At 39.5% G+C, this 16,561-nt stretch carries 20 protein-coding genes, 1 tRNA gene and 1 other RNA gene; 8 read left to right on the plus strand and 14 right to left on the minus strand.

All coding sequences use genetic code 11. The annotated features are described in order from the left end of the window. Nucleotides 1-52: 52 nt before the first annotated feature. The 6 genes from D464_RS0100440 to D464_RS0100465 all read right to left on the minus strand — a co-directional run bounded on the left by D464_RS0100440 (nucleotide 53) and on the right by D464_RS0100465 (nucleotide 6,475). On the minus strand, nucleotides 53-1,216 hold the full coding sequence (locus D464_RS0100440) for a serine hydrolase domain-containing protein (RefSeq protein WP_018909658.1): 1,164 nt from the start codon (nucleotides 1,214-1,216) through the stop codon (nucleotides 53-55). Between the two features lie 940 nt (nucleotides 1,217-2,156). Next, a complete protein-coding gene (gene thrS / locus D464_RS0100445; protein WP_018909659.1) occupies nucleotides 2,157-4,106 on the minus strand; it encodes a threonine--tRNA ligase in 1,950 nt (649 codons plus the stop codon). A gap of 165 nt (nucleotides 4,107-4,271) precedes the next feature. Continuing rightward, on the minus strand, nucleotides 4,272-4,913 hold the full coding sequence (locus D464_RS0100450) for a tetratricopeptide repeat protein (protein WP_018909660.1): 642 nt from the start codon (nucleotides 4,911-4,913) through the stop codon (nucleotides 4,272-4,274). A 6-nt stretch (nucleotides 4,914-4,919) separates the two neighbouring features. Continuing rightward, nucleotides 4,920-5,480, minus strand: a complete 561-nt coding sequence (def, locus tag D464_RS0100455) for a peptide deformylase (RefSeq protein ID WP_018909661.1) — start codon at nucleotides 5,478-5,480, stop codon at nucleotides 4,920-4,922. A gap of 77 nt (nucleotides 5,481-5,557) precedes the next feature. Beyond that, on the minus strand, nucleotides 5,558-5,977 hold the full coding sequence (ruvX, locus tag D464_RS0100460; protein ID WP_018909662.1) for a Holliday junction resolvase RuvX: 420 nt from the start codon (nucleotides 5,975-5,977) through the stop codon (nucleotides 5,558-5,560). Then, nucleotides 5,978-6,475, minus strand: a complete 498-nt coding sequence (locus D464_RS0100465) for an SPOR domain-containing protein (protein ID WP_018909663.1) — start codon at nucleotides 6,473-6,475, stop codon at nucleotides 5,978-5,980. Nucleotides 6,476-6,698: 223 nt separating this feature from the next. On the opposite strand from D464_RS0100465, the gene D464_RS0100470 reads away from it, so the two are divergent. From D464_RS0100470 to D464_RS0100480, 3 genes are read left to right on the plus strand one after another with little or no spacing between them, the layout of a single operon-like run. Beyond that, the gene (locus D464_RS0100470; protein ID WP_004382708.1) at nucleotides 6,699-6,914 is read left to right on the plus strand and encodes a YtxH domain-containing protein; all 216 of its coding nucleotides are present in this window, start codon (nucleotides 6,699-6,701) and stop codon (nucleotides 6,912-6,914) included. A 9-nt stretch (nucleotides 6,915-6,923) separates the two neighbouring features. Next, complete coding sequence (locus tag D464_RS0100475) at nucleotides 6,924-7,277, plus strand: phage holin family protein (RefSeq protein WP_018909664.1); 354 nt, start codon at nucleotides 6,924-6,926, stop codon at nucleotides 7,275-7,277. A gap of 4 nt (nucleotides 7,278-7,281) precedes the next feature. Continuing rightward, entirely contained in the window at nucleotides 7,282-7,593 is a 312-nt protein-coding gene (locus tag D464_RS0100480) for a hypothetical protein (RefSeq protein ID WP_018909665.1), read from the plus strand. Between the two features lie 656 nt (nucleotides 7,594-8,249). On the opposite strand, the gene D464_RS0100485 is transcribed toward D464_RS0100480, so the two are convergent. The 6 genes from D464_RS0100485 to D464_RS0100510 all read right to left on the minus strand — a co-directional run bounded on the left by D464_RS0100485 (nucleotide 8,250) and on the right by D464_RS0100510 (nucleotide 13,051). Next, complete coding sequence (locus tag D464_RS0100485) at nucleotides 8,250-8,642, minus strand: PqqD family protein (protein WP_018909667.1); 393 nt, start codon at nucleotides 8,640-8,642, stop codon at nucleotides 8,250-8,252. Nucleotides 8,643-8,719: 77 nt separating this feature from the next. Then, the gene (locus D464_RS0100490; RefSeq protein ID WP_018909668.1) at nucleotides 8,720-9,211 is read right to left on the minus strand and encodes a S24/S26 family peptidase; all 492 of its coding nucleotides are present in this window, start codon (nucleotides 9,209-9,211) and stop codon (nucleotides 8,720-8,722) included. Nucleotides 9,212-9,213: 2 nt separating this feature from the next. Then, complete coding sequence (locus tag D464_RS0100495) at nucleotides 9,214-10,101, minus strand: hypothetical protein (protein WP_018909669.1); 888 nt, start codon at nucleotides 10,099-10,101, stop codon at nucleotides 9,214-9,216. A 1-nt stretch (nucleotide 10,102) separates the two neighbouring features. Further along, nucleotides 10,103-10,522 carry a hypothetical protein gene (locus D464_RS0100500; RefSeq protein ID WP_018909670.1) on the minus strand — a complete coding sequence of 140 codons (420 nt, stop codon included), beginning with the start codon at nucleotides 10,520-10,522 and terminating at the stop codon, nucleotides 10,103-10,105. 21 nt (nucleotides 10,523-10,543) lie between these two features. Further along, nucleotides 10,544-11,407, minus strand: coding sequence for a sigma-70 family RNA polymerase sigma factor (locus tag D464_RS0100505; protein ID WP_024985740.1), 864 nt, complete (start codon nucleotides 11,405-11,407; stop codon nucleotides 10,544-10,546). 171 nt (nucleotides 11,408-11,578) lie between these two features. Further along, on the minus strand, nucleotides 11,579-13,051 hold the full coding sequence (locus D464_RS0100510; RefSeq protein WP_018909672.1) for a S1C family serine protease: 1,473 nt from the start codon (nucleotides 13,049-13,051) through the stop codon (nucleotides 11,579-11,581). A gap of 620 nt (nucleotides 13,052-13,671) precedes the next feature. Between D464_RS0100510 and rnpB the strand changes: the two genes are divergently transcribed. From rnpB to D464_RS13570, 5 genes are all read left to right on the plus strand, one after another. Continuing rightward, nucleotides 13,672-14,056, plus strand: an RNA gene (rnpB, locus tag D464_RS12845) — RNase P RNA component class A. A 90-nt stretch (nucleotides 14,057-14,146) separates the two neighbouring features. Then, the gene (locus D464_RS0100515; RefSeq protein ID WP_009434198.1) at nucleotides 14,147-14,575 is read left to right on the plus strand and encodes a hypothetical protein; all 429 of its coding nucleotides are present in this window, start codon (nucleotides 14,147-14,149) and stop codon (nucleotides 14,573-14,575) included. A gap of 21 nt (nucleotides 14,576-14,596) precedes the next feature. Next, on the plus strand, nucleotides 14,597-15,004 hold the full coding sequence (locus D464_RS0100520) for a YkvA family protein (RefSeq protein ID WP_004382720.1): 408 nt from the start codon (nucleotides 14,597-14,599) through the stop codon (nucleotides 15,002-15,004). A gap of 19 nt (nucleotides 15,005-15,023) precedes the next feature. After that, nucleotides 15,024-15,209: a FeoB-associated Cys-rich membrane protein gene (locus D464_RS0100525; protein WP_018909673.1), complete on the plus strand. Its 186-nt coding sequence runs from the start codon at nucleotides 15,024-15,026 to the stop codon at nucleotides 15,207-15,209. A 196-nt stretch (nucleotides 15,210-15,405) separates the two neighbouring features. After that, nucleotides 15,406-15,476 (plus strand) — tRNA-Cys (locus D464_RS13570). A 76-nt stretch (nucleotides 15,477-15,552) separates the two neighbouring features. On the opposite strand, the gene D464_RS0100530 is transcribed toward D464_RS13570, so the two are convergent. After that, entirely contained in the window at nucleotides 15,553-15,978 is a 426-nt protein-coding gene (locus D464_RS0100530) for a hypothetical protein (RefSeq protein WP_238309059.1), read from the minus strand. Between the two features lie 51 nt (nucleotides 15,979-16,029). Continuing rightward, nucleotides 16,030-16,431 carry an FKBP-type peptidyl-prolyl cis-trans isomerase gene (locus D464_RS0100535; RefSeq protein ID WP_018909676.1) on the minus strand — a complete coding sequence of 134 codons (402 nt, stop codon included), beginning with the start codon at nucleotides 16,429-16,431 and terminating at the stop codon, nucleotides 16,030-16,032. Nucleotides 16,432-16,561: the final 130 nt, after the last annotated feature.

Raw genomic sequence — 16,561 nt, forward strand, 5'->3', positions numbered from 1 at the left:
TATAACAAGTATAAAAGGATGTACCATAAAACAGGTATATCCTTTAGTTTCTTCAGAATAATTTATTGCATAAAGCATCAAAAAATGACATCTCCCACCATTTCCAATTGTAGTTATTGCCTATTCGAGTTATAATAACGTTCTTCTTCTGATTAATGTAAATGAATTGATGTCCGACACCAAAAGCATAGAAAGACGAATTGTCGGTCTTATCGTCATAGTACTGATAGTACCAACAATAATGGTATCCCTTATTTTCGCTTGTTGTCTCCAAACTCCGGTTTATCCATTCCTCACGAACAATCTGTTTTCCTTCCCACTTGCCGCGGTTCAAATATAGCCTACCAATCTTTGCCAGATCATAAACATTCGTAGCAATTCCCCCAAAGCCTTGCGCATGATGGTGCTTCCTACTGTCTATTGTCACCCATGCATCATGCTCCATACCTAGTGGTTTCCACACCTTCTCGCTCATGTAATGTGCATAATTCTTCCCCGTAGCACGCTCAATAATCCAAGATAACAAAGCTGTCGTCAGGCTGTTATACTCGTATTTCTCCCCCGGTTGATACTTAAACTTCACATGACGGAACAATCGGGTAAAGTCATGACCATATTGCAGTTGTGCCATTTTGGCGATAGATGACATACTTTTAAGTGTAAGCTCATAATGTTCCTTGAAATCGAAACCTGCCTGCATATTTAATAAGTGGATAATTCTCAGACTTCTAAAGGTTGGATTATATTGTGCGAGCTCAGGAATATAGTCGGTCACAGGGTCATCAACGCTCTTAATGTAACCTTCGTCAATAGCTATTCCACAAAGAAGTGCCGTTAAAGACTTGGACACGGAGAAGACAGTTGCATTCTTTCCTGGATAAAATGGCTCTGTCCATTGGTCATAAACAACGCTATCATTATGAATAATGAGTAATTGATTATCCTTTCCAAACCATTGTTCTACAAGGGAATCAAGCCTCATACGCCCAGAATCCTTATATTTTAAACGAAAATCTCCTCGTATTTTACGATGTGATTCTACCAACGGAAAGTGGAAAACATTACTACCTTTACGAATGGTATCCCGCTCCAATTTCTGGTATTCATAGATATCAGGACCAGAAAAACCATCAAGAGAGAACCCGCGGAATACACTGCAACTGGTAAAAAGAAGTATCGTCGCTATGAGAAATAATGTATATGATCTGTGTATCATGATGATATATTGTGAGTTATTATAGCACAAATTTATAAAAATATCTTGTATATTCCTACGTATCTATCTGATAAATTCGCAGTATCTTACATAATTCCCCACATTATTATTAAGACTTCAAACTATATTAGCAAGTAATGAAAGCAATAACCACTACTTGTGATACGATTAATAGACAATCAAAAGACTATATTGTCGGAAGAAAGTTAAGGAAATATTGCTGTCCGGTAAAATGTGTACTTTTGCTCATGTTATTGAAGTTTTATAGCAGAAACAAAGGTAACAAAAAGGCTGAAATCCGAGAGAGGATTTCGACCCTTAACTTTTATATCTGAAAAAGGTTTACCGGACAGCAATAATTAGAAATATGTCTTGCCTGTCCTTACTAAAGCTCAAAGGTCAGCGTTCAAAGGGTGGAAGTCAAAGCCCAAAGGTCAAAGTTCACAGTTCAAAAGTTAATGTTCAAATTTATATACGGTTAGCGGAAAATTTTTATTTGATATAAATTTATTTCTAACCTGTTCCCCATAAATTTCTAACCGTATATAAATTTACGGGGAACAGGTTAGAAATTTTACGCAAACAGCATATAAATTTATCGGGAACCGTATCTAGCTGTTGCGCAATGCGTATCCCGTTGCTGTTAGATACGTATTCCGCTATCGCTAGATACGTATTGCACTGCTGACAGATACGTATCTAACGGCGACGCTCACCGTATCTAACGGCAACGCTCACCGCATCTAACGGAACAGGAATACGTATCTAACAGCAACGGAATACGCATCTGGCAGAGGATAGATTAAAGATATTGCTGTCCGGTAACAAATAGAGGATAAAACCTATATAATGAAAGGAGGATATACCTCAAATGGTATATCCTCCTTGCTTATTTATCCCTCATTATCGGTTGACAATGGGTTTGAATCGTTGCTTTTGATTAATCCAATGTCTTGAGCTGTTCAGCAACTTCATCGTTAATGCGCTTAGCAAACTCTTCCATTGTCATGGTAGCTTGCTCGCCTCCACCCTGCTGGCGCATAGAAACTAAGCCTTGGGCTGCCTCTTTCTCACCAACAATGACCATATAAGGTACACGCTTTAGCTCGTTATCACGAATCTTGCGACCAATTTTCTCATTGCGATCGTCCATGATTGAACGGACATCGTGAGCATCAAGGTAAGCCTTTACCTTGCGAGCGTAGTCATTATACTTCTCAGAGATTGGAAGAATTGCCACCTGATCAGGTGTCAACCAAAGTGGGAAGTGCCCTGCTGTGTGCTCAATGAGTACAGCTGTGAAGCGTTCGAGCGAGCCAAATGGTGCACGGTGAATCATCACAGGAGTCTTCTTCGTATTATCTTCCGCTGTATATTCGAGTTTGAAACGGTTAGGAAGATTATAGTCTACCTGGATAGTACCCAACTGCCAACGACGACCAATGGCATCCTTTACCATGAAATCGAGCTTAGGACCATAGAAAGCGGCCTCTCCAAGTTCTACACGCGCCTTGAGACCTTTCTCTTCGCAAGCGGCCTTAATAGCGGCTTCGCTCTCTTCCCATACCTCATCTGAACCGATGTATTTCTCTTTATCGTTAGGGTCGCGGAGTGAAATCTGTGCCTCGTAATTGTCAAATCCAAAGGTTGCGAATACCTTTAGAATAATATCAATATTGGTTTCGAACTCTGCTTTTACCTGATCTGGGCGAACGAAGATATGCGCATCATCCTGTGTAAACGTGCGAACACGGGTCAATCCATGCAACTCACCGCTCTTTTCATAGCGGAATACCGTACCGAACTCAGCAATACGCAATGGAAGATCTTTATAAGAACGTGGCTTGTAAGCATAAACCTCACAGTGGTGAGGGCAGTTCATTGGCTTAAGCATGTACTCTTCATCCTCCTCTGGTGTATGAATTGGCTGGAAAGCATCCTTGCCATAGTGGGCATAGTGACCAGAAGTTACATAAAGGTTCTTACCACCGATACCTGGAGTAATAACCTCCTGATAGTTGTAAGGACGGAGAAGACGGCGCAATAACTCTTGCAAACGTAGACGAAGTTGCGTACCCTTTGGTAACCAAATAGGTAAACCCTTACCTACACGATCAGAGAACATGAAGAGTTCCATCTCTTTTCCAATCTTGCGGTGGTCACGTTTCTTAGCCTCTTCGAGCATAACGAGATATTCATCAAGCATCTTTTTCTTTGGGAAAGAGATACCATAGATACGCGTCATCTGCTCACGCTTCGCATCACCACGCCAGAAAGCACCCGCAACGCTGGTAATCTTGATGGCCTTGATAGTACCCGTTGATACAAGGTGCGGACCACGACAAAGGTCGGTGAAACTACCTTGTGTATATGTTGAGATGGTTCCATCCTCGAGATCTTGCTCAATGTGCTCCACCTTATATTCCTGTCCATCAGCAGTAAACTCCTTAACGGCATCTGCTTTAGATATATCATGACGCACAACTTGCTCGTTCTTCTTAGCAAGTTCACGCATTTTCTCTTCAATCTTTGGGAAATCGTTCTCAGAGATAGCCTGACCCTTTGGTGGCATTACGTCATAGAAGAAGCCATTTTCAACAGCCGGACCGAATCCAAACTGTATACCTGGATAAAGTTCCTGCAATGCTTCAGCGAGAAGATGGGCAGAAGTGTGCCAGAAGGTGTGCTTACCTTCTTCATCGTCAAACTTATAAAGAGCAATCGTTGCATCCTCATTGATAGGACGATTGAGCTCTACTGTTTCACCATTTACACCGCAAGATACAACGTCACGGGCGAGAGCCGGCGAAATGCTCTCGGCGATTTGATAACCAGTTACGCCCTGTTCGTATTCACGAACGGAACCATCTGGGAAAGTGATTTTAACCATACTACAAATTAGTTTTATAAATCAAAGTTGCGGCAAAGGTAACACTTTATTATGAGAATGAGGAATATAAATGTAGTTTTCAATAAATGAATTGGAGAAGTAGAAGTACCAAGCTATATTATCATTATCAGGAATATGATATATTGCCATTAATATTCTGAATGACTACGGAAGTCTATTCTGTTTATTATCTCCTTCGGTTATTGGTTTCATTAACCAAGGACTCTTATTTAACGGTCGAAGATGATTGATATCAAACTGAATCGGCTTGGAAGGGCGTTGCTTTGGCTGTCGTCCTGCTTTGATATCAGCTCGGAGTTGTTGAGCTGCACCAAAGTCTTTCCATCGCTTTAGCATATAATCTAATTGGGTAAGCGCTGTTTGCTTGTCTCCTACCCTATACAAACAATAAGCTCGATTAAACCAATAATCACGATTGTCTGGGGAGATATCTATCGCATGAGTATAAGCAACGATAGCACTATCGTAACGTTCTTCACGAATATTAGTCATTCCATAAAGTTCATAGATATCAGCTATATAAGGTTGTAGCTCTAAGGCACGTCGACAATCGCTATCGGCACCTTTATAATCTTCTAGATGGTACTTGGATAAAGCCATAAGATACCAAGCCTCATAAAGGTTTGGCTTTAAACCAACAATACGAGAGAATATTTGCATGGAAGTAACGTAATATCCTTGATCTAGCGTTCGCCTCCCCTCTTCCATCATTTTATTGATGTTATACTGGGCTGCTGCTGGCAATGTCAAGAGACAGAGCAAGGATACTACGATTCCACGCAACATATCACTCTACTTACGTGGAGGCTTCACACGATAGTTACAACGCACCTTTCCTTGCAAGAGGGCTTTCAACTTACTATTTATCATCTGCTTGCGGAATGGTGAGAGATGATCAGTAAATACTTTGCCATCAAGATGATCGAACTCGTGCTGAATAACGCGGGCAAGGTAGCCTTCAATCCATTCTTCATGTTCAACAAGGTTCTCATCAACATACTTCACATAGATACGCTTGGCACGTGTCACAGACTCATGAATACCTGGCAATGATAAACATCCTTCTTCTAAAGTTTCAGTCTCTGAATCATCGAACTCTAAGATATGTCCATTGATAAAAGCATGACGAAAGCCTTTATACTCAGGGAATGTCTCTGAAAGAACATCCAAATCAATAACTACCACACGAATAGACTTTCCAATTTGTGGAGCAGCCAACCCTACACCATCACTGGCAGTATTGGTCTCAAACATATTTTGTATCAGCTGTTGCAAATCAGGATAGTCAAGAGGAATATCCTCTGCTACTTTGCGCAACACAGGCTGACCGTATGTGTAAACAGGTAATACCATATTACTTCTTTAATTAATTATTGGGTTTTAGGTCTCATTGCATTAATCGAGTCGATTTAACAAAGCACACTCATCGACTAAAGCCCTTTAGACCTCATGTAATCCTGAAGAATAATTGTTGCAGAAATCTCGTCAACAAGCCCTTTATCCTCACGACGTGTCTTTTTCTTCACACCACCAGCAATCATCGCTTGATGCGCAATCACAGAGGTAAAACGCTCATCATAATAATCGATAGGCATCCCTGGATGTAGTTTACGCCAACGATTAACGAAGTTTTCTACACGAGTTAGATTCTCGCTAGGTTGACCATTCGGCTGAATAGGCTTACCTATTACCAATTGATCTACTGATTCCTTGGTAACATATTGTGTCAAGTAATCAAAAATATCGGATGTGGGGATAGTCGCTAACCCATTTGCAATAATACGCAATGGGTCAGTGACTGCCAATCCTGTACGTTTCTTTCCGTAGTCTATTGATAGAATCCTACCCATTTACTTTGCGAGCAACCAAGCATCAGCATAAGTTGCACGAAGCTGATTACGGCTTTGTACTGCAGAAGCCTTGCTATCAAATGTAGCAGCGACAACACGATACATATTATTACCAGAATTGAAAGCTACCTGTGCAGAGTAACCTGCATTCTGCAAACGTTGCTGTAAACCTTCTGCATTAGCCTTTACACCGAAAGAACCAACAACAACGCTATAAGCCTTCAAGCCAGCGCCATTTACAACTGATACATTCTCACGACGAACAGGCTCGTTGTCATAGTTATCGACAACTGGAGCTTGAGTTACAGGCTGTTGTACAGTCTCAACAGGAGCAACAACAGGAGCATCCTGCCTCATGCTATCATCATTATCTGTAGATGTCTGCTCTTGGGCTTTTGCCTTTTCATAAGCCTTCTTGTATGCACTCTCACTAGACTTACAACCAGTGAATGACAATGCCACACACATAGCAGCACCCAAAACCATTATTTTTTTCATAATCCGTTAGTTATTTATTAGTTATGCGTTTATTCTTTTTATCGTGCGAAGTTACGAAATAAGCAGCAGAAGTTAAAAAATAACGCAACTAAAGTTTGTTAAATAAGGTATTTGCAATATTTTTAACACAAAATACTAGCGATCGTATTGTCAGTACGCGAAACTTTGACTATATTTGCCAATGATTAGATTATATTTAACTAACATTTTAAAGTAAGAGATTATGAAGACATTAGGTTACATTGGAGCATTCCTCTGCGGTAGTATTACAGGTGCAGCACTTGGACTTTTGTTGGCTCCAGAAAAGGGAACAGACACCCGAACAAAGATTGCTGATGCTGTTGACGACTTCTGCAAGAAGCACGATCTTAAACTTAGCCGTAAAGAGGCTGATGAATTTGTAGAGGACATCAAGGACGCAGCAGCAGAGACTATCTAATTTGTTGAAATGTTTTCTAACGATAACAACATTGAAACAATAGCGCAACTCACTGAGGCGTTAAAGCATTACATCGGGCTTCAATCAGAATATCTGAAGCTCGATGTAATTGAGAAGATTGTGCGGTTATTGACGGTAATTACTATAATTACGGTTCTTAGCGTAACTCTTCTCATCTCATTGGTTTATTTTTCTTTTGCAGCAGCTTATGCGTTGCAAACATTGATGGGTTCGCTTATCCTGGCTTTCCTAGTCGTTGGTGCTTTCTATTTAGTACTACTCATTTTCTTTATCTTATTACGTCATCGTTTAATCGAACGACCATTAGTAAGATTCTTAGGAAGCCTTTTAATGTCAAAATAAGCTTATGACTGACCAGAAAACTATCACTGATTCTGAATATAAGTCGTTGAATGACATTCGACTTCGAAAAGCTCAGTTGCTTACCGACTTAACTAAAGATAGCAACAAAATAGCTGACTTATGGAATCAGCTCATGCACAAACCCAAGAATAATAATACACCAACACAACGCTTCTCTGGACTTATCAATACGGGAGCTGGCGTATTAGATGGACTTATCTTGGGCTGGAAACTCTATCGGAAGTTTGGTGGTATGAAGACTTCCCGATCCTCTGAGAAAAAGAAATTTGGCTTATTCCACAAAAGAAACAAGTAATAGCAGTATTTAAAGCTAATGTAAAAACAAATAAATTAAGGTGGTATCAAAAGCTACAATAGCATTGGTACACCTTATTTTATATATAATCGTCTCGCCAATCTGTCAATGCTAAGAAAACCAAGAAAAAGTTCGCGAACTTTTTCCAAATTGTTCGCGAACTTTTTTATACTCGTCTTTAACGTAGATAATACTCTTCTGTTAGGTATGTGGGAGGAGTTGTTGACGATATATACTTTTGTCATTGACAATATGTACTTTTGTGCTCCACGAAATATACTCTTGTCAAAGAGCGTAAGATTAGGGAATTGGGTTGCAGTAAATGCGTGTGCGGTTTGCATAGATTTTCTAACCTGTTCCCCATAAATTTCTATCAAATAAAAATTTCCCGCTAACCATATATAAATTTGCAGGCATCGGATATGGCTTTTTGTAAGCCTATTGTAAAGTTAGATTCTTGGTTTTTATTAGATACGCAGAGCTTATGACTTTGTTAGTCTGGCTCGTCAAAGAAGTAGATAGACTTCAAGCAAAGACAGGCATAAAAAAGTTCGCGAACTTTTCTTAAATTGTTCGCGAACTTTTTCTTGTATATCTTAGCATTGACCTTTCTTGGTTTGGCGAGCTGTCTTCTTAATATATAAACAGAATCTTATCTATCCAAAGATACGCTTAAATAAACTTTTCTTTTTCTCTTCCGGTTTCGTTATTTCCTCCTTTTGAGGCTTGATATCTTCTTTGTGAAATTGCTCTTCTGCTTTAACCTTAGGCATATCCTCACCCTCAATGATTCCAGCTGCAGCCCATTGTGTAGCAAGTGTTGTTACATCGTTTTTAGCTGTTGCCTCATCAATATCATATTGTTCACAAAGAAGTTGGGTGAGTGTATCAATGGTGAAGTTGTCTAGTTTCTGCACTTCTTGCCATAAGTAAGCCGAACTCTCGTTCATAGAAATGATATTGCTGAAGTCGATATTCTCATCTCCTTCTGCGACTATGATATTTTCTCCGCATACTTCACGGAGGTTAAAGCCATTCTTTACTTTCATTATTGTTGATTACTTATTATGAGTTAATGTCTTAGCCTTATTTGTTTTGTTGGACAGAGAAAGGACTTTGTCATTGCTTAGATTGGTCCGAACAATGGAATCCATAATCGCCTATAGGCGGCAAGGAGATAACGACGAAAGGGAAGTAAACCTACCCATAGTTTGCTATATAACTTCCATTTCCACCCGTCAGTACGATCCATGGTCTTATGTCCTTTTCTGTAAAAACCAATGACTGCACCAACAATGTTCTCTCGCTTACAATGTTCAATACCGAGATTTCCATCACCACGAAGCGTGATATTCTCTCCTTCCATTCGATCAATGCGATGCAGAACAAAATGTTTTGGACTTATCTCGGCAAGGACTGGATCGCCAACCTTTATACTTGAAGGTTTTACCAATAATGCCTTGTCTCTGTCATTCTCAAGAAATGGACGCATAGAGAATCCCCGAAGACGCAAAGTTACATTATGTCCTTCGTTTAAGATCTTAACGACTTCTGGGATTAAATCAGCATTTGCAAATTGAATCTCAGTCGTTGTGAGGATTGGCTCTTTAGTCGACATTCTTATTTAATTGCTATTGCGCGTTGACAAACCTCAGCTGCTTCTTTGTTTGGCAAACAGTGGAGAGTATATATACGACCAGTCTCAACTATTTTAGTAATAGTATCACAAACAGCATTGTAGATGGTAGAATCCCATTTCATGCTAGAGCATGAAGGGAGAAGAGATGCGAATGCCTCAATAGGAGAGGGCTTGTCAACCGAATTTTCTTTAGCTCTGTCGATACGTGTGATTGCACCTAAGCGAGCTTTAATATTACGATAGCAAGGAGTTTTCCCACTCCAAGGACTTCCATAAATCCATGCTTCTCCATCAATAAGTCTCACAATGGGATTATCATCATTCATGAGATCACTACCAGGAATATGACGCAACCACATGCTGACTTGTGTTGATTTTCCCGTTCCACTCTTTGCTATAAAAGCATATCCATAACCATTATTGCGTACTAAGGAGGCGTGGATAAGCAAGACTTTTTGTTGAGCACCAGCAAATGCGAAGATGAGCATCAGTGCATTATTAATACCGAATGTACGCATATTGGTGTTGCCATTCAAGGCGCAATAACATTCGCTGAAATCCTTATTACATTTAAGTAAGCAACAATCAGCACCACTAATATCTTTGATGATATACTGATAACTTCCATCTTCAACACGATCAACAATGGTGTCTCCATTACCTGTGTCAAAGGCACGAATACGTTTGCGTTGCTCTTTGGGTACAGGTCTTATTGAATCATCAACAATAAGACGAAAGAAAGGTTTGTCTGATTCTTCCTTGACTCTAAAAGGTTCAAACGAGCGTAACAAGTGCATTCCGTTGATACTTGTATCACGGAATGTAATCTGCACGTCAAGGTCAGCTACTCTAAAGTTGTTTACGTCCATTTTATGATTGTTGGTCGGGTTCAACAGGCGTGTACTTAAACTGACTATCTTTTAAACTCTTGATAGAGTATTTCTTTTTCGATTTCTCGTAACGTTCTTTTAGTTTAAGATACTTCTTTGTAGCATCTTTCTCGTTCTCTGCGAACATGGTTATACAAGTAGGAAAAGCCTCCAAACCATTACTTTGTAGATAGTTGCGTAATTGATAAGAATAGTCTTCACGATTAGCCAAGAACTTTGTTCTGTTGTTTACCAAGTACGCATTTACTGTTTGAATATCCGTTAGATAGACAGTTGAATCATTAAAAGAAGCAGCAAAACCAAACATGTAAATCTTTGCTGGTCTATATCCTTTTGCATTACCGTTAATTACACATCCCACAAGAAGAACTGTGACGATTAATAGTTGGCGAAGTCTCATTTTCTTATTTCTATGTTAATATTATTGCCCAAGATAAGCCTTGAGTATTTTACTATTTGTTTGTTGACGTAATCGTCTTATCGCTTTCTCTTTTATTTGTCTTACGCGTTCGCGTGTCAGTCCATATTTACTTCCAATCTCTTCCAAGGTCATCTCCCGTTGGTTGATACCGAAGTAAGCCTCAATGACTTTCTTCTCTCTATCTTCGAGGATATCCAACACTCTACCAATCTCTGCCCGTAAGCTCTCTTCTACTAAAGATTTATCAGTAGATGGGATTGCATCATTCGGAATAACATCCAATAAGCTACTTTCATCATCATCATGAAAAGGAGCATCTACAGAGATATGATGCGTGTTTATTTTGAAAGCCTCAATTATCTTTTCTTCAGGAATATCTGTATCCCGTGCTATCTCATCTATGCTTGGTCTTCGTTCGTTTTCTTGCTCAAACTTGTTTAGCACTTTGTTTATCTTGTTGACCGAGCTAACTTGATTGAGGGGTAATCGAATGATTCTACTTTGTTCTGCAATAGCTTGTAAGATACTCTGTCGAATCCACCACACTGCATAAGAGATAAACTTAAAGCCGCGTGTCTCATCAAATTTCTCAGCAGCCTTTATCAATCCGAAGTTACCTTCATTGATAAGGTCAGCGAGCGATAATCCTTGATTTTGATATTGCTTTGCCACAGAGACAACGAAGCGTAGGTTGGCTTTAGTTAGCCGCTCAAGAGCCTTACGGTCACCTTTTCGTATTCTCTGAGCAAGTTCAACTTCCTCCTCGATACTAATCATTTCTTCATGACCGATTTCTTGAAGATACTTATCAAGAGAAGCACTCTCTCGATTCGTAATCGATTTTGTGATTTTCAATTGTCTCATGTTGTGTGGCATTAACTAAAGTGATGGCAAAATTACGTAAATTCAATGAGCTGAACAAATAAAACGTAGAAAATATTACCTTATTACAGATAGAAATCCTCCTTTCTCATGGTTATTTTCAGGAGAAAGGAGGATTATCTTTTTTTGTCTCAAAAGACTACAACTAAAGGCTTAGTCACCCAATGGTACTGCAAAGTATGCTTTCTTTCCAGTTGGATAAATACCCTGTATGTAGAGTACAGGATCTTTGCTGGTTGAAGCCTTCTTTACGAGACCTTGTAAATCGTCAATGCTCTTAACCATATTGTCATTGACATTCTGGATGATGAAGCCACGATTGATACCAGCAGACTTCAACGCACCGTTATTAACCTTCAGTACTTCAAGGCCATAGTTGATATTCAATTGCTTCTTCATTGCCTCTGTTACTGGGCGGAACTGACCACCAAGAACATCGATATCTGCTTGCTCGATAATCTTTGTAGTACCCTGTGCATTCTTCAATGTAATTGTCTTTGTAATTTCTTTCTTATTACGTAGATAGGTTATTGTAACCTTATCGCCAGGACGTTTACCATTGAGTGCCTGTTGAAGTTCAGACATGCGTGTGATCTTTTGGTTATCAAACTTTGTGATAACATCACCCTTCATCAAGCCTAGAGCTGCACCATTGCCATCCTCTGACATTACTTCAGCAACATATACACCTTCATTCGTTCCAAGATCTACATTCTTGCCATCTTCCTTCTGTGCGTTGATATAGTTGAGAACGTCACCACCTTGAATTCCTAAGGTTACACGCTGAACACTACCATACTTCTTAATATCATCAACCACCTTATTCATTATAGTTGTTGGGATGGCGAAACCATAACCACTATAAGAACCAGTCTGTGAGTAAAGCATTGCGTTGATTCCAACCAGTTCGCCTTGCGTATTTACCAGCGCACCACCAGAGTTACCAGGGTTGATAGCTGCATCAGTTTGAATGAAGCTCTCGATACCATTTTGAGAAGCTCCTAAGCCACGAGATTTTGCACTAACGATACCAGCTGTAACAGTAGAACTTAAGTTATAAGGGTTACCAACAGCAATTACCCATTCTCCAACTTTTAGTTTATCAGAGTCACCAATCGGTAGAGTAGGGAGATTCTTTGCATTTACCTTCAATAAGGCAAGGTCTGTCTGTTTGTCAGTACCAACGATGCGTGCAGAGAACTCTCTATTGTCGTTTAATGTAACTGTCAATTCGTCAGCACCTTCAACCACGTGGTTGTTCGTTACGATATATCCATCTGATGAAATAATAACACCGCTACCAGTAGCCTCTTTCTTTGGTGTTTGGATCTTCTGTCTGCGTGATCCTCCGTTACCTTGATTAGGGTTGCCGAAGAAACCGAATGGATCGAAAAAGCCTCCAAATGGGTCATCTTGAACGTCTACTGTCTGTGTCTTAGAGTTTTGTACATACTTTATATGCACTACAGCAGGCAGTGCTTTCTCTGCTGCATAAGTGAGGTCTACTGGCTGACCTGGAGCTACAACTGGTGCTTCAGCTGCATATACTTTGATGAAAGCACCTGTGGAAAAGGCAAGAGCAGTAACACATGCTGCACCAGCCAGATACTTTGATAAATTCTTCATATACTTATTCTTTTATTTATTAGTAACTTTGTTATCTGTCAAATTGGCATTGTATGGAATGTCTATCAGACTTCTTTTGTGGTTGCAAATATAGGTGCAAAATGTGTAAATCGGTTATCTTGTCAGTTATCTTTATCCGATTTTAACACTTTAATTTCACTACTTAACGGCTCTTAATTAGAAGAGTTGATAAATTTACATTCGTTCAGTTTCAACGCTTTTTCCTGTTATCTCTTATTCAATTCATTGTTTATTCTTTCAAGTTAGTTAATTATAACCATAGATTCTAACTCTTTGTAAGTATCATCAAAGGACTTGATACCTTTCTTCTATATGATTTTCTAAGGAGAAAAAGGAGGGATGTTTAAACTAAGGTTATAACATCCTGATAGTCAGTAGATAATTTGATGTATATTACAAGAGGCTTTTTAAGATTATAAAAGGTGCTTTCTTTCATGTGAAAAGAGTACCTTCAAAGATAAAGAATATGCTCTTTTCTTATGCTATTGAATAGTGATATGTAATGCAGTTACAGTTTGTATGCCCTTCTACTTATATGAAAAAAATCAAAATATTTTGCCCGTTCCATGTTTTAATAGTATCTTTGTAACCCTGATAAGGCAGTGTTCCGGCTCTGTCGCTGGTATCTTTTAAAGATACGAGAGGAAAGTCCGGGCAGCATAGGGCATCCTGCTTCCGAAAGTAGAAGCTATTGGTGACAATAGATGAAGGTAGAAGAGAATGACCGCCACTTCTAATAGTGGTAAGGGTGAGAAGGTAGTGTAAGAGACTACCAGCAGGCGGGTGATCGTCTGGCTGTATCGTTCAGGAGCTGCAAGTTCATGTAAACCGTTGTTTGAGGGCTGCCCACCCAAGCGTTAGCACAATGGAGGGTAGAATGCTTGAGTTACAAGGTGACTTGTAAACTAGATAAATGACAGGCATCTTCCTATTTATCGAAAGATGAGGAAGAGACGGAACCCGGCTTATAGGAACACTGCTTTATCTTTTTTATCAATTATGCTCCTTTAATCTTCCTTTATAGAAGATTAGCGTGGGTGAGAGTGTGACATTAGCTAAAAAACGAGTTTGATCATGAAAGATTTAGAAGAACAATATGTAACTGTAGTGGATGATTTCCAACACGTTGTAGAGAATAAGATAAGGAATCATAAGGATGAAGCTGGTTTTCCTCAACGACCAGTAGAGGTTAGCGAAGAGGTACTTTCAGATTATTTGTTTGATTATCAAGCAGCTTTAGATAGCGAGGGAACCGAACGTTCACGTTATACTGTAGCTGGCATCTTATTATGTTTGCCAATCCTCGTAATGTCTGGTTTCCCTGACGACTCACTACCTTTCAAAGGTGTGTGGAATGTTTTGGCGGCAATAGCTGTCGGTTTGGTGCTCTTCTTAATCTATAGAGTAATCATGAAGGCAGTTGTTCGTAGTCGTGTTCGTCGTGCTAATCAAGATTATCCAGAAGCTAAAGCATACGTTGACAAAGTGATAGCCTTTAAGTAATAATTTTAATGTAATTGTAATATGGAAATACCTGATTTACAGAAATACAAGGACAAGTTCTCACAGCAGAACTTTATTGAGAAGATACAACGCATAGCCAAGCGAGCAGGAGCTAAGTTGGTTTATATAGCTTTGATTCTTTATTATCTCATGCAGAGTGACAAGGTATCATTGAAAGACAAAGCCATCATCATAGGGGCTTTGGGTTATCTGATCTCTCCTATAGATGTTGTCCCCGATGCAATACCAATAGCTGGTTTGGCTGACGACCTCGCCGTTCTTCTCTATGCTTTAGGGAAGGTTTGGAGTCAAGTTGATGATAACTTAAAGGATAAAGCAAAGCAGAAACTCTCTAAATGGTTTGATGAGGATGAGCTAAACTTCTCTGAAGATCCATTTGCTGAGGATGATACGAATGTTCCTGTTTAAGAGATAGAAGGAGGAGTATATGTGGCAGTATATTGTTTTAGCAATAGTCTTTCTTGCGGCTCTAGCCTATGTGGGCTATAGAATTTGGCAAACATTTCAAACAGCCAAAGACCCTTGTCATGGTTGCGCTGGATGTGCTATCCACGACCAACTCAAAGCTAAGCGGAAGTTGAAAGGGCGCAAGAAGCCTGTATGCTTTAAGTAATTAGAAAATGAGGACTTCGCAAGTTAGCCATTAACAGAAGTCCTCTTTTTAATACCCTTTAAGTAGTATTGAGCAATGGAACGTAGGAGTGATTTTCTTATACGGCATTGAAAAAAAACTTGAAAAGTTTGGTTAAATCGAATAAAGTACTTATCTTTGCACACGCAAAGCAAGATACTCCTTTGCTAACAACAATGGTGCTTGGGCCGGGAGGTTAGGCAATGGTCTGCAAAACCATGTAGAGCGGTTCGATTCCGCTAGGCACCTCAAAGAAGACTCTCAATGATGAGAGTCTTTTTTTGTGCCGATTGATGATAAGGTGCAGCGCATATCCGAATGTGAATTAATCATTCTTCTTCGTCTCAAGGCAGGATGACTTCTTCGTTAAGTGCAACTCCTTAACGAGTATTATATTCTTTACTTGCACTTTGTTTCTTCTTATGACGGGCACAGTCCAAGTTCCGCGATAAGTCTCTCCGCCTGCTAGTGCCTCGTAAATGCTATAAGGTGGATTGTCAAACATTAAGGTTATTGTGTCTTTCTTTAGTTCCCACACTCCCTTACCGCTTGAATACATGAGATCGAAATGTTCTGAGTAACTGAAACTGCTGTCCTTACGTAGTGTCAGACGGCAACTCCCACTCATCCCCTTTCCCACCTTATATATATAGTGGTATTCTCCTGCCATGTTCCCGATAGTCAACTTTGAATTGCAAGAACAGAAGGATATTACCGCAATGCAAGAACCAATGAAAGTTTTAATCAACATAGGTATTGTATTTAAAGGCACTAATTATAACTTACTTTCCACTCTACGTTCTTAACCTATCCCCATGAGTTCAATCTCAAAGATTAGTGTAGAGAAGGCAGGAATATCCCCGTCTCTTTTCGTACCATATCCGTCTTGATAAGGGATATAAACACGCCAATGATCCCCCTTGTACATGGCGCATAGAACGATTTGAAAGCCTGTAATCAATTCGTTAACACGGAATGCTTCTGGCACTCCCCTTTGCCAACTATCATCGAATACCTTACCAGAGATGAGACTCCCACGATAATTACAAGTTACGATAGAACGCGACTGCACCTTTCCTTCGCCTGTTCCTTCTTTTATTACCTCATAAAGAATACCATGGGGGAGAACCTTTATTCCCTCTCGCTGACTAACTTCTTTCAGATATTCCTCATTCTTTTGCTTGTATTCCTGTTTCTTTCCCATGATGGTTTAATAATATATTAATGTACGCAAAATTACCTAATATCTTTTGAATTCACAATTAATTCAATTACTTTTGTCGCCTCATTATGCGTGTATATAGCAATGTAAATTAGTATGTCATGTTGTCCCT

The sequence above is a fragment of the Prevotella veroralis DSM 19559 = JCM 6290 genome, from assembly GCF_000377625.1.
GTDB classification, from domain to species: Bacteria; Bacteroidota; Bacteroidia; order Bacteroidales; family Bacteroidaceae; genus Prevotella; species Prevotella veroralis.

Bases quoted from the DNA above. Each gene is read 5' to 3' on its own strand.
- D464_RS0100475 (WP_018909664.1), top strand. From the start codon at position 6,924: ATGTTTTCTAACGATAACAACATTGAAACAATAGCGCAACTCACTGAG.
- def (WP_018909661.1), bottom strand. From the start codon at position 5,480: ATGGTATTACCTGTTTACACATACGGTCAGCCTGTGTTGCGCAAAGTA.
- D464_RS0100490 (WP_018909668.1), bottom strand. From the start codon at position 9,211: ATGTCGACTAAAGAGCCAATCCTCACAACGACTGAGATTCAATTTGCA.
- D464_RS0100480 (WP_018909665.1), top strand. From the start codon at position 7,282: ATGACTGACCAGAAAACTATCACTGATTCTGAATATAAGTCGTTGAAT.
- D464_RS0100440 (WP_018909658.1), bottom strand. From the start codon at position 1,216: ATGATACACAGATCATATACATTATTTCTCATAGCGACGATACTTCTT.
- D464_RS0100485 (WP_018909667.1), bottom strand. From the start codon at position 8,642: ATGAAAGTAAAGAATGGCTTTAACCTCCGTGAAGTATGCGGAGAAAAT.
- ruvX (WP_018909662.1), bottom strand. From the start codon at position 5,977: ATGGGTAGGATTCTATCAATAGACTACGGAAAGAAACGTACAGGATTG.
- D464_RS0100515 (WP_009434198.1), top strand. From the start codon at position 14,147: ATGAAAGATTTAGAAGAACAATATGTAACTGTAGTGGATGATTTCCAA.
- D464_RS0100465 (WP_018909663.1), bottom strand. From the start codon at position 6,475: ATGAAAAAAATAATGGTTTTGGGTGCTGCTATGTGTGTGGCATTGTCA.
- D464_RS0100510 (WP_018909672.1), bottom strand. From the start codon at position 13,051: ATGAAGAATTTATCAAAGTATCTGGCTGGTGCAGCATGTGTTACTGCT.
- D464_RS0100495 (WP_018909669.1), bottom strand. From the start codon at position 10,101: ATGGACGTAAACAACTTTAGAGTAGCTGACCTTGACGTGCAGATTACA.
- D464_RS0100525 (WP_018909673.1), top strand. From the start codon at position 15,024: ATGTGGCAGTATATTGTTTTAGCAATAGTCTTTCTTGCGGCTCTAGCC.
- D464_RS0100535 (WP_018909676.1), bottom strand. From the start codon at position 16,431: ATGGGAAAGAAACAGGAATACAAGCAAAAGAATGAGGAATATCTGAAA.
- D464_RS0100520 (WP_004382720.1), top strand. From the start codon at position 14,597: ATGGAAATACCTGATTTACAGAAATACAAGGACAAGTTCTCACAGCAG.
- D464_RS0100500 (WP_018909670.1), bottom strand. From the start codon at position 10,522: ATGAGACTTCGCCAACTATTAATCGTCACAGTTCTTCTTGTGGGATGT.
- D464_RS0100470 (WP_004382708.1), top strand. From the start codon at position 6,699: ATGAAGACATTAGGTTACATTGGAGCATTCCTCTGCGGTAGTATTACA.
- D464_RS0100505 (WP_024985740.1), bottom strand. From the start codon at position 11,407: ATGAGACAATTGAAAATCACAAAATCGATTACGAATCGAGAGAGTGCT.
- thrS (WP_018909659.1), bottom strand. From the start codon at position 4,106: ATGGTTAAAATCACTTTCCCAGATGGTTCCGTTCGTGAATACGAACAG.
- D464_RS0100530 (WP_238309059.1), bottom strand. From the start codon at position 15,978: ATGTTGATTAAAACTTTCATTGGTTCTTGCATTGCGGTAATATCCTTC.
- D464_RS0100450 (WP_018909660.1), bottom strand. From the start codon at position 4,913: ATGTTGCGTGGAATCGTAGTATCCTTGCTCTGTCTCTTGACATTGCCA.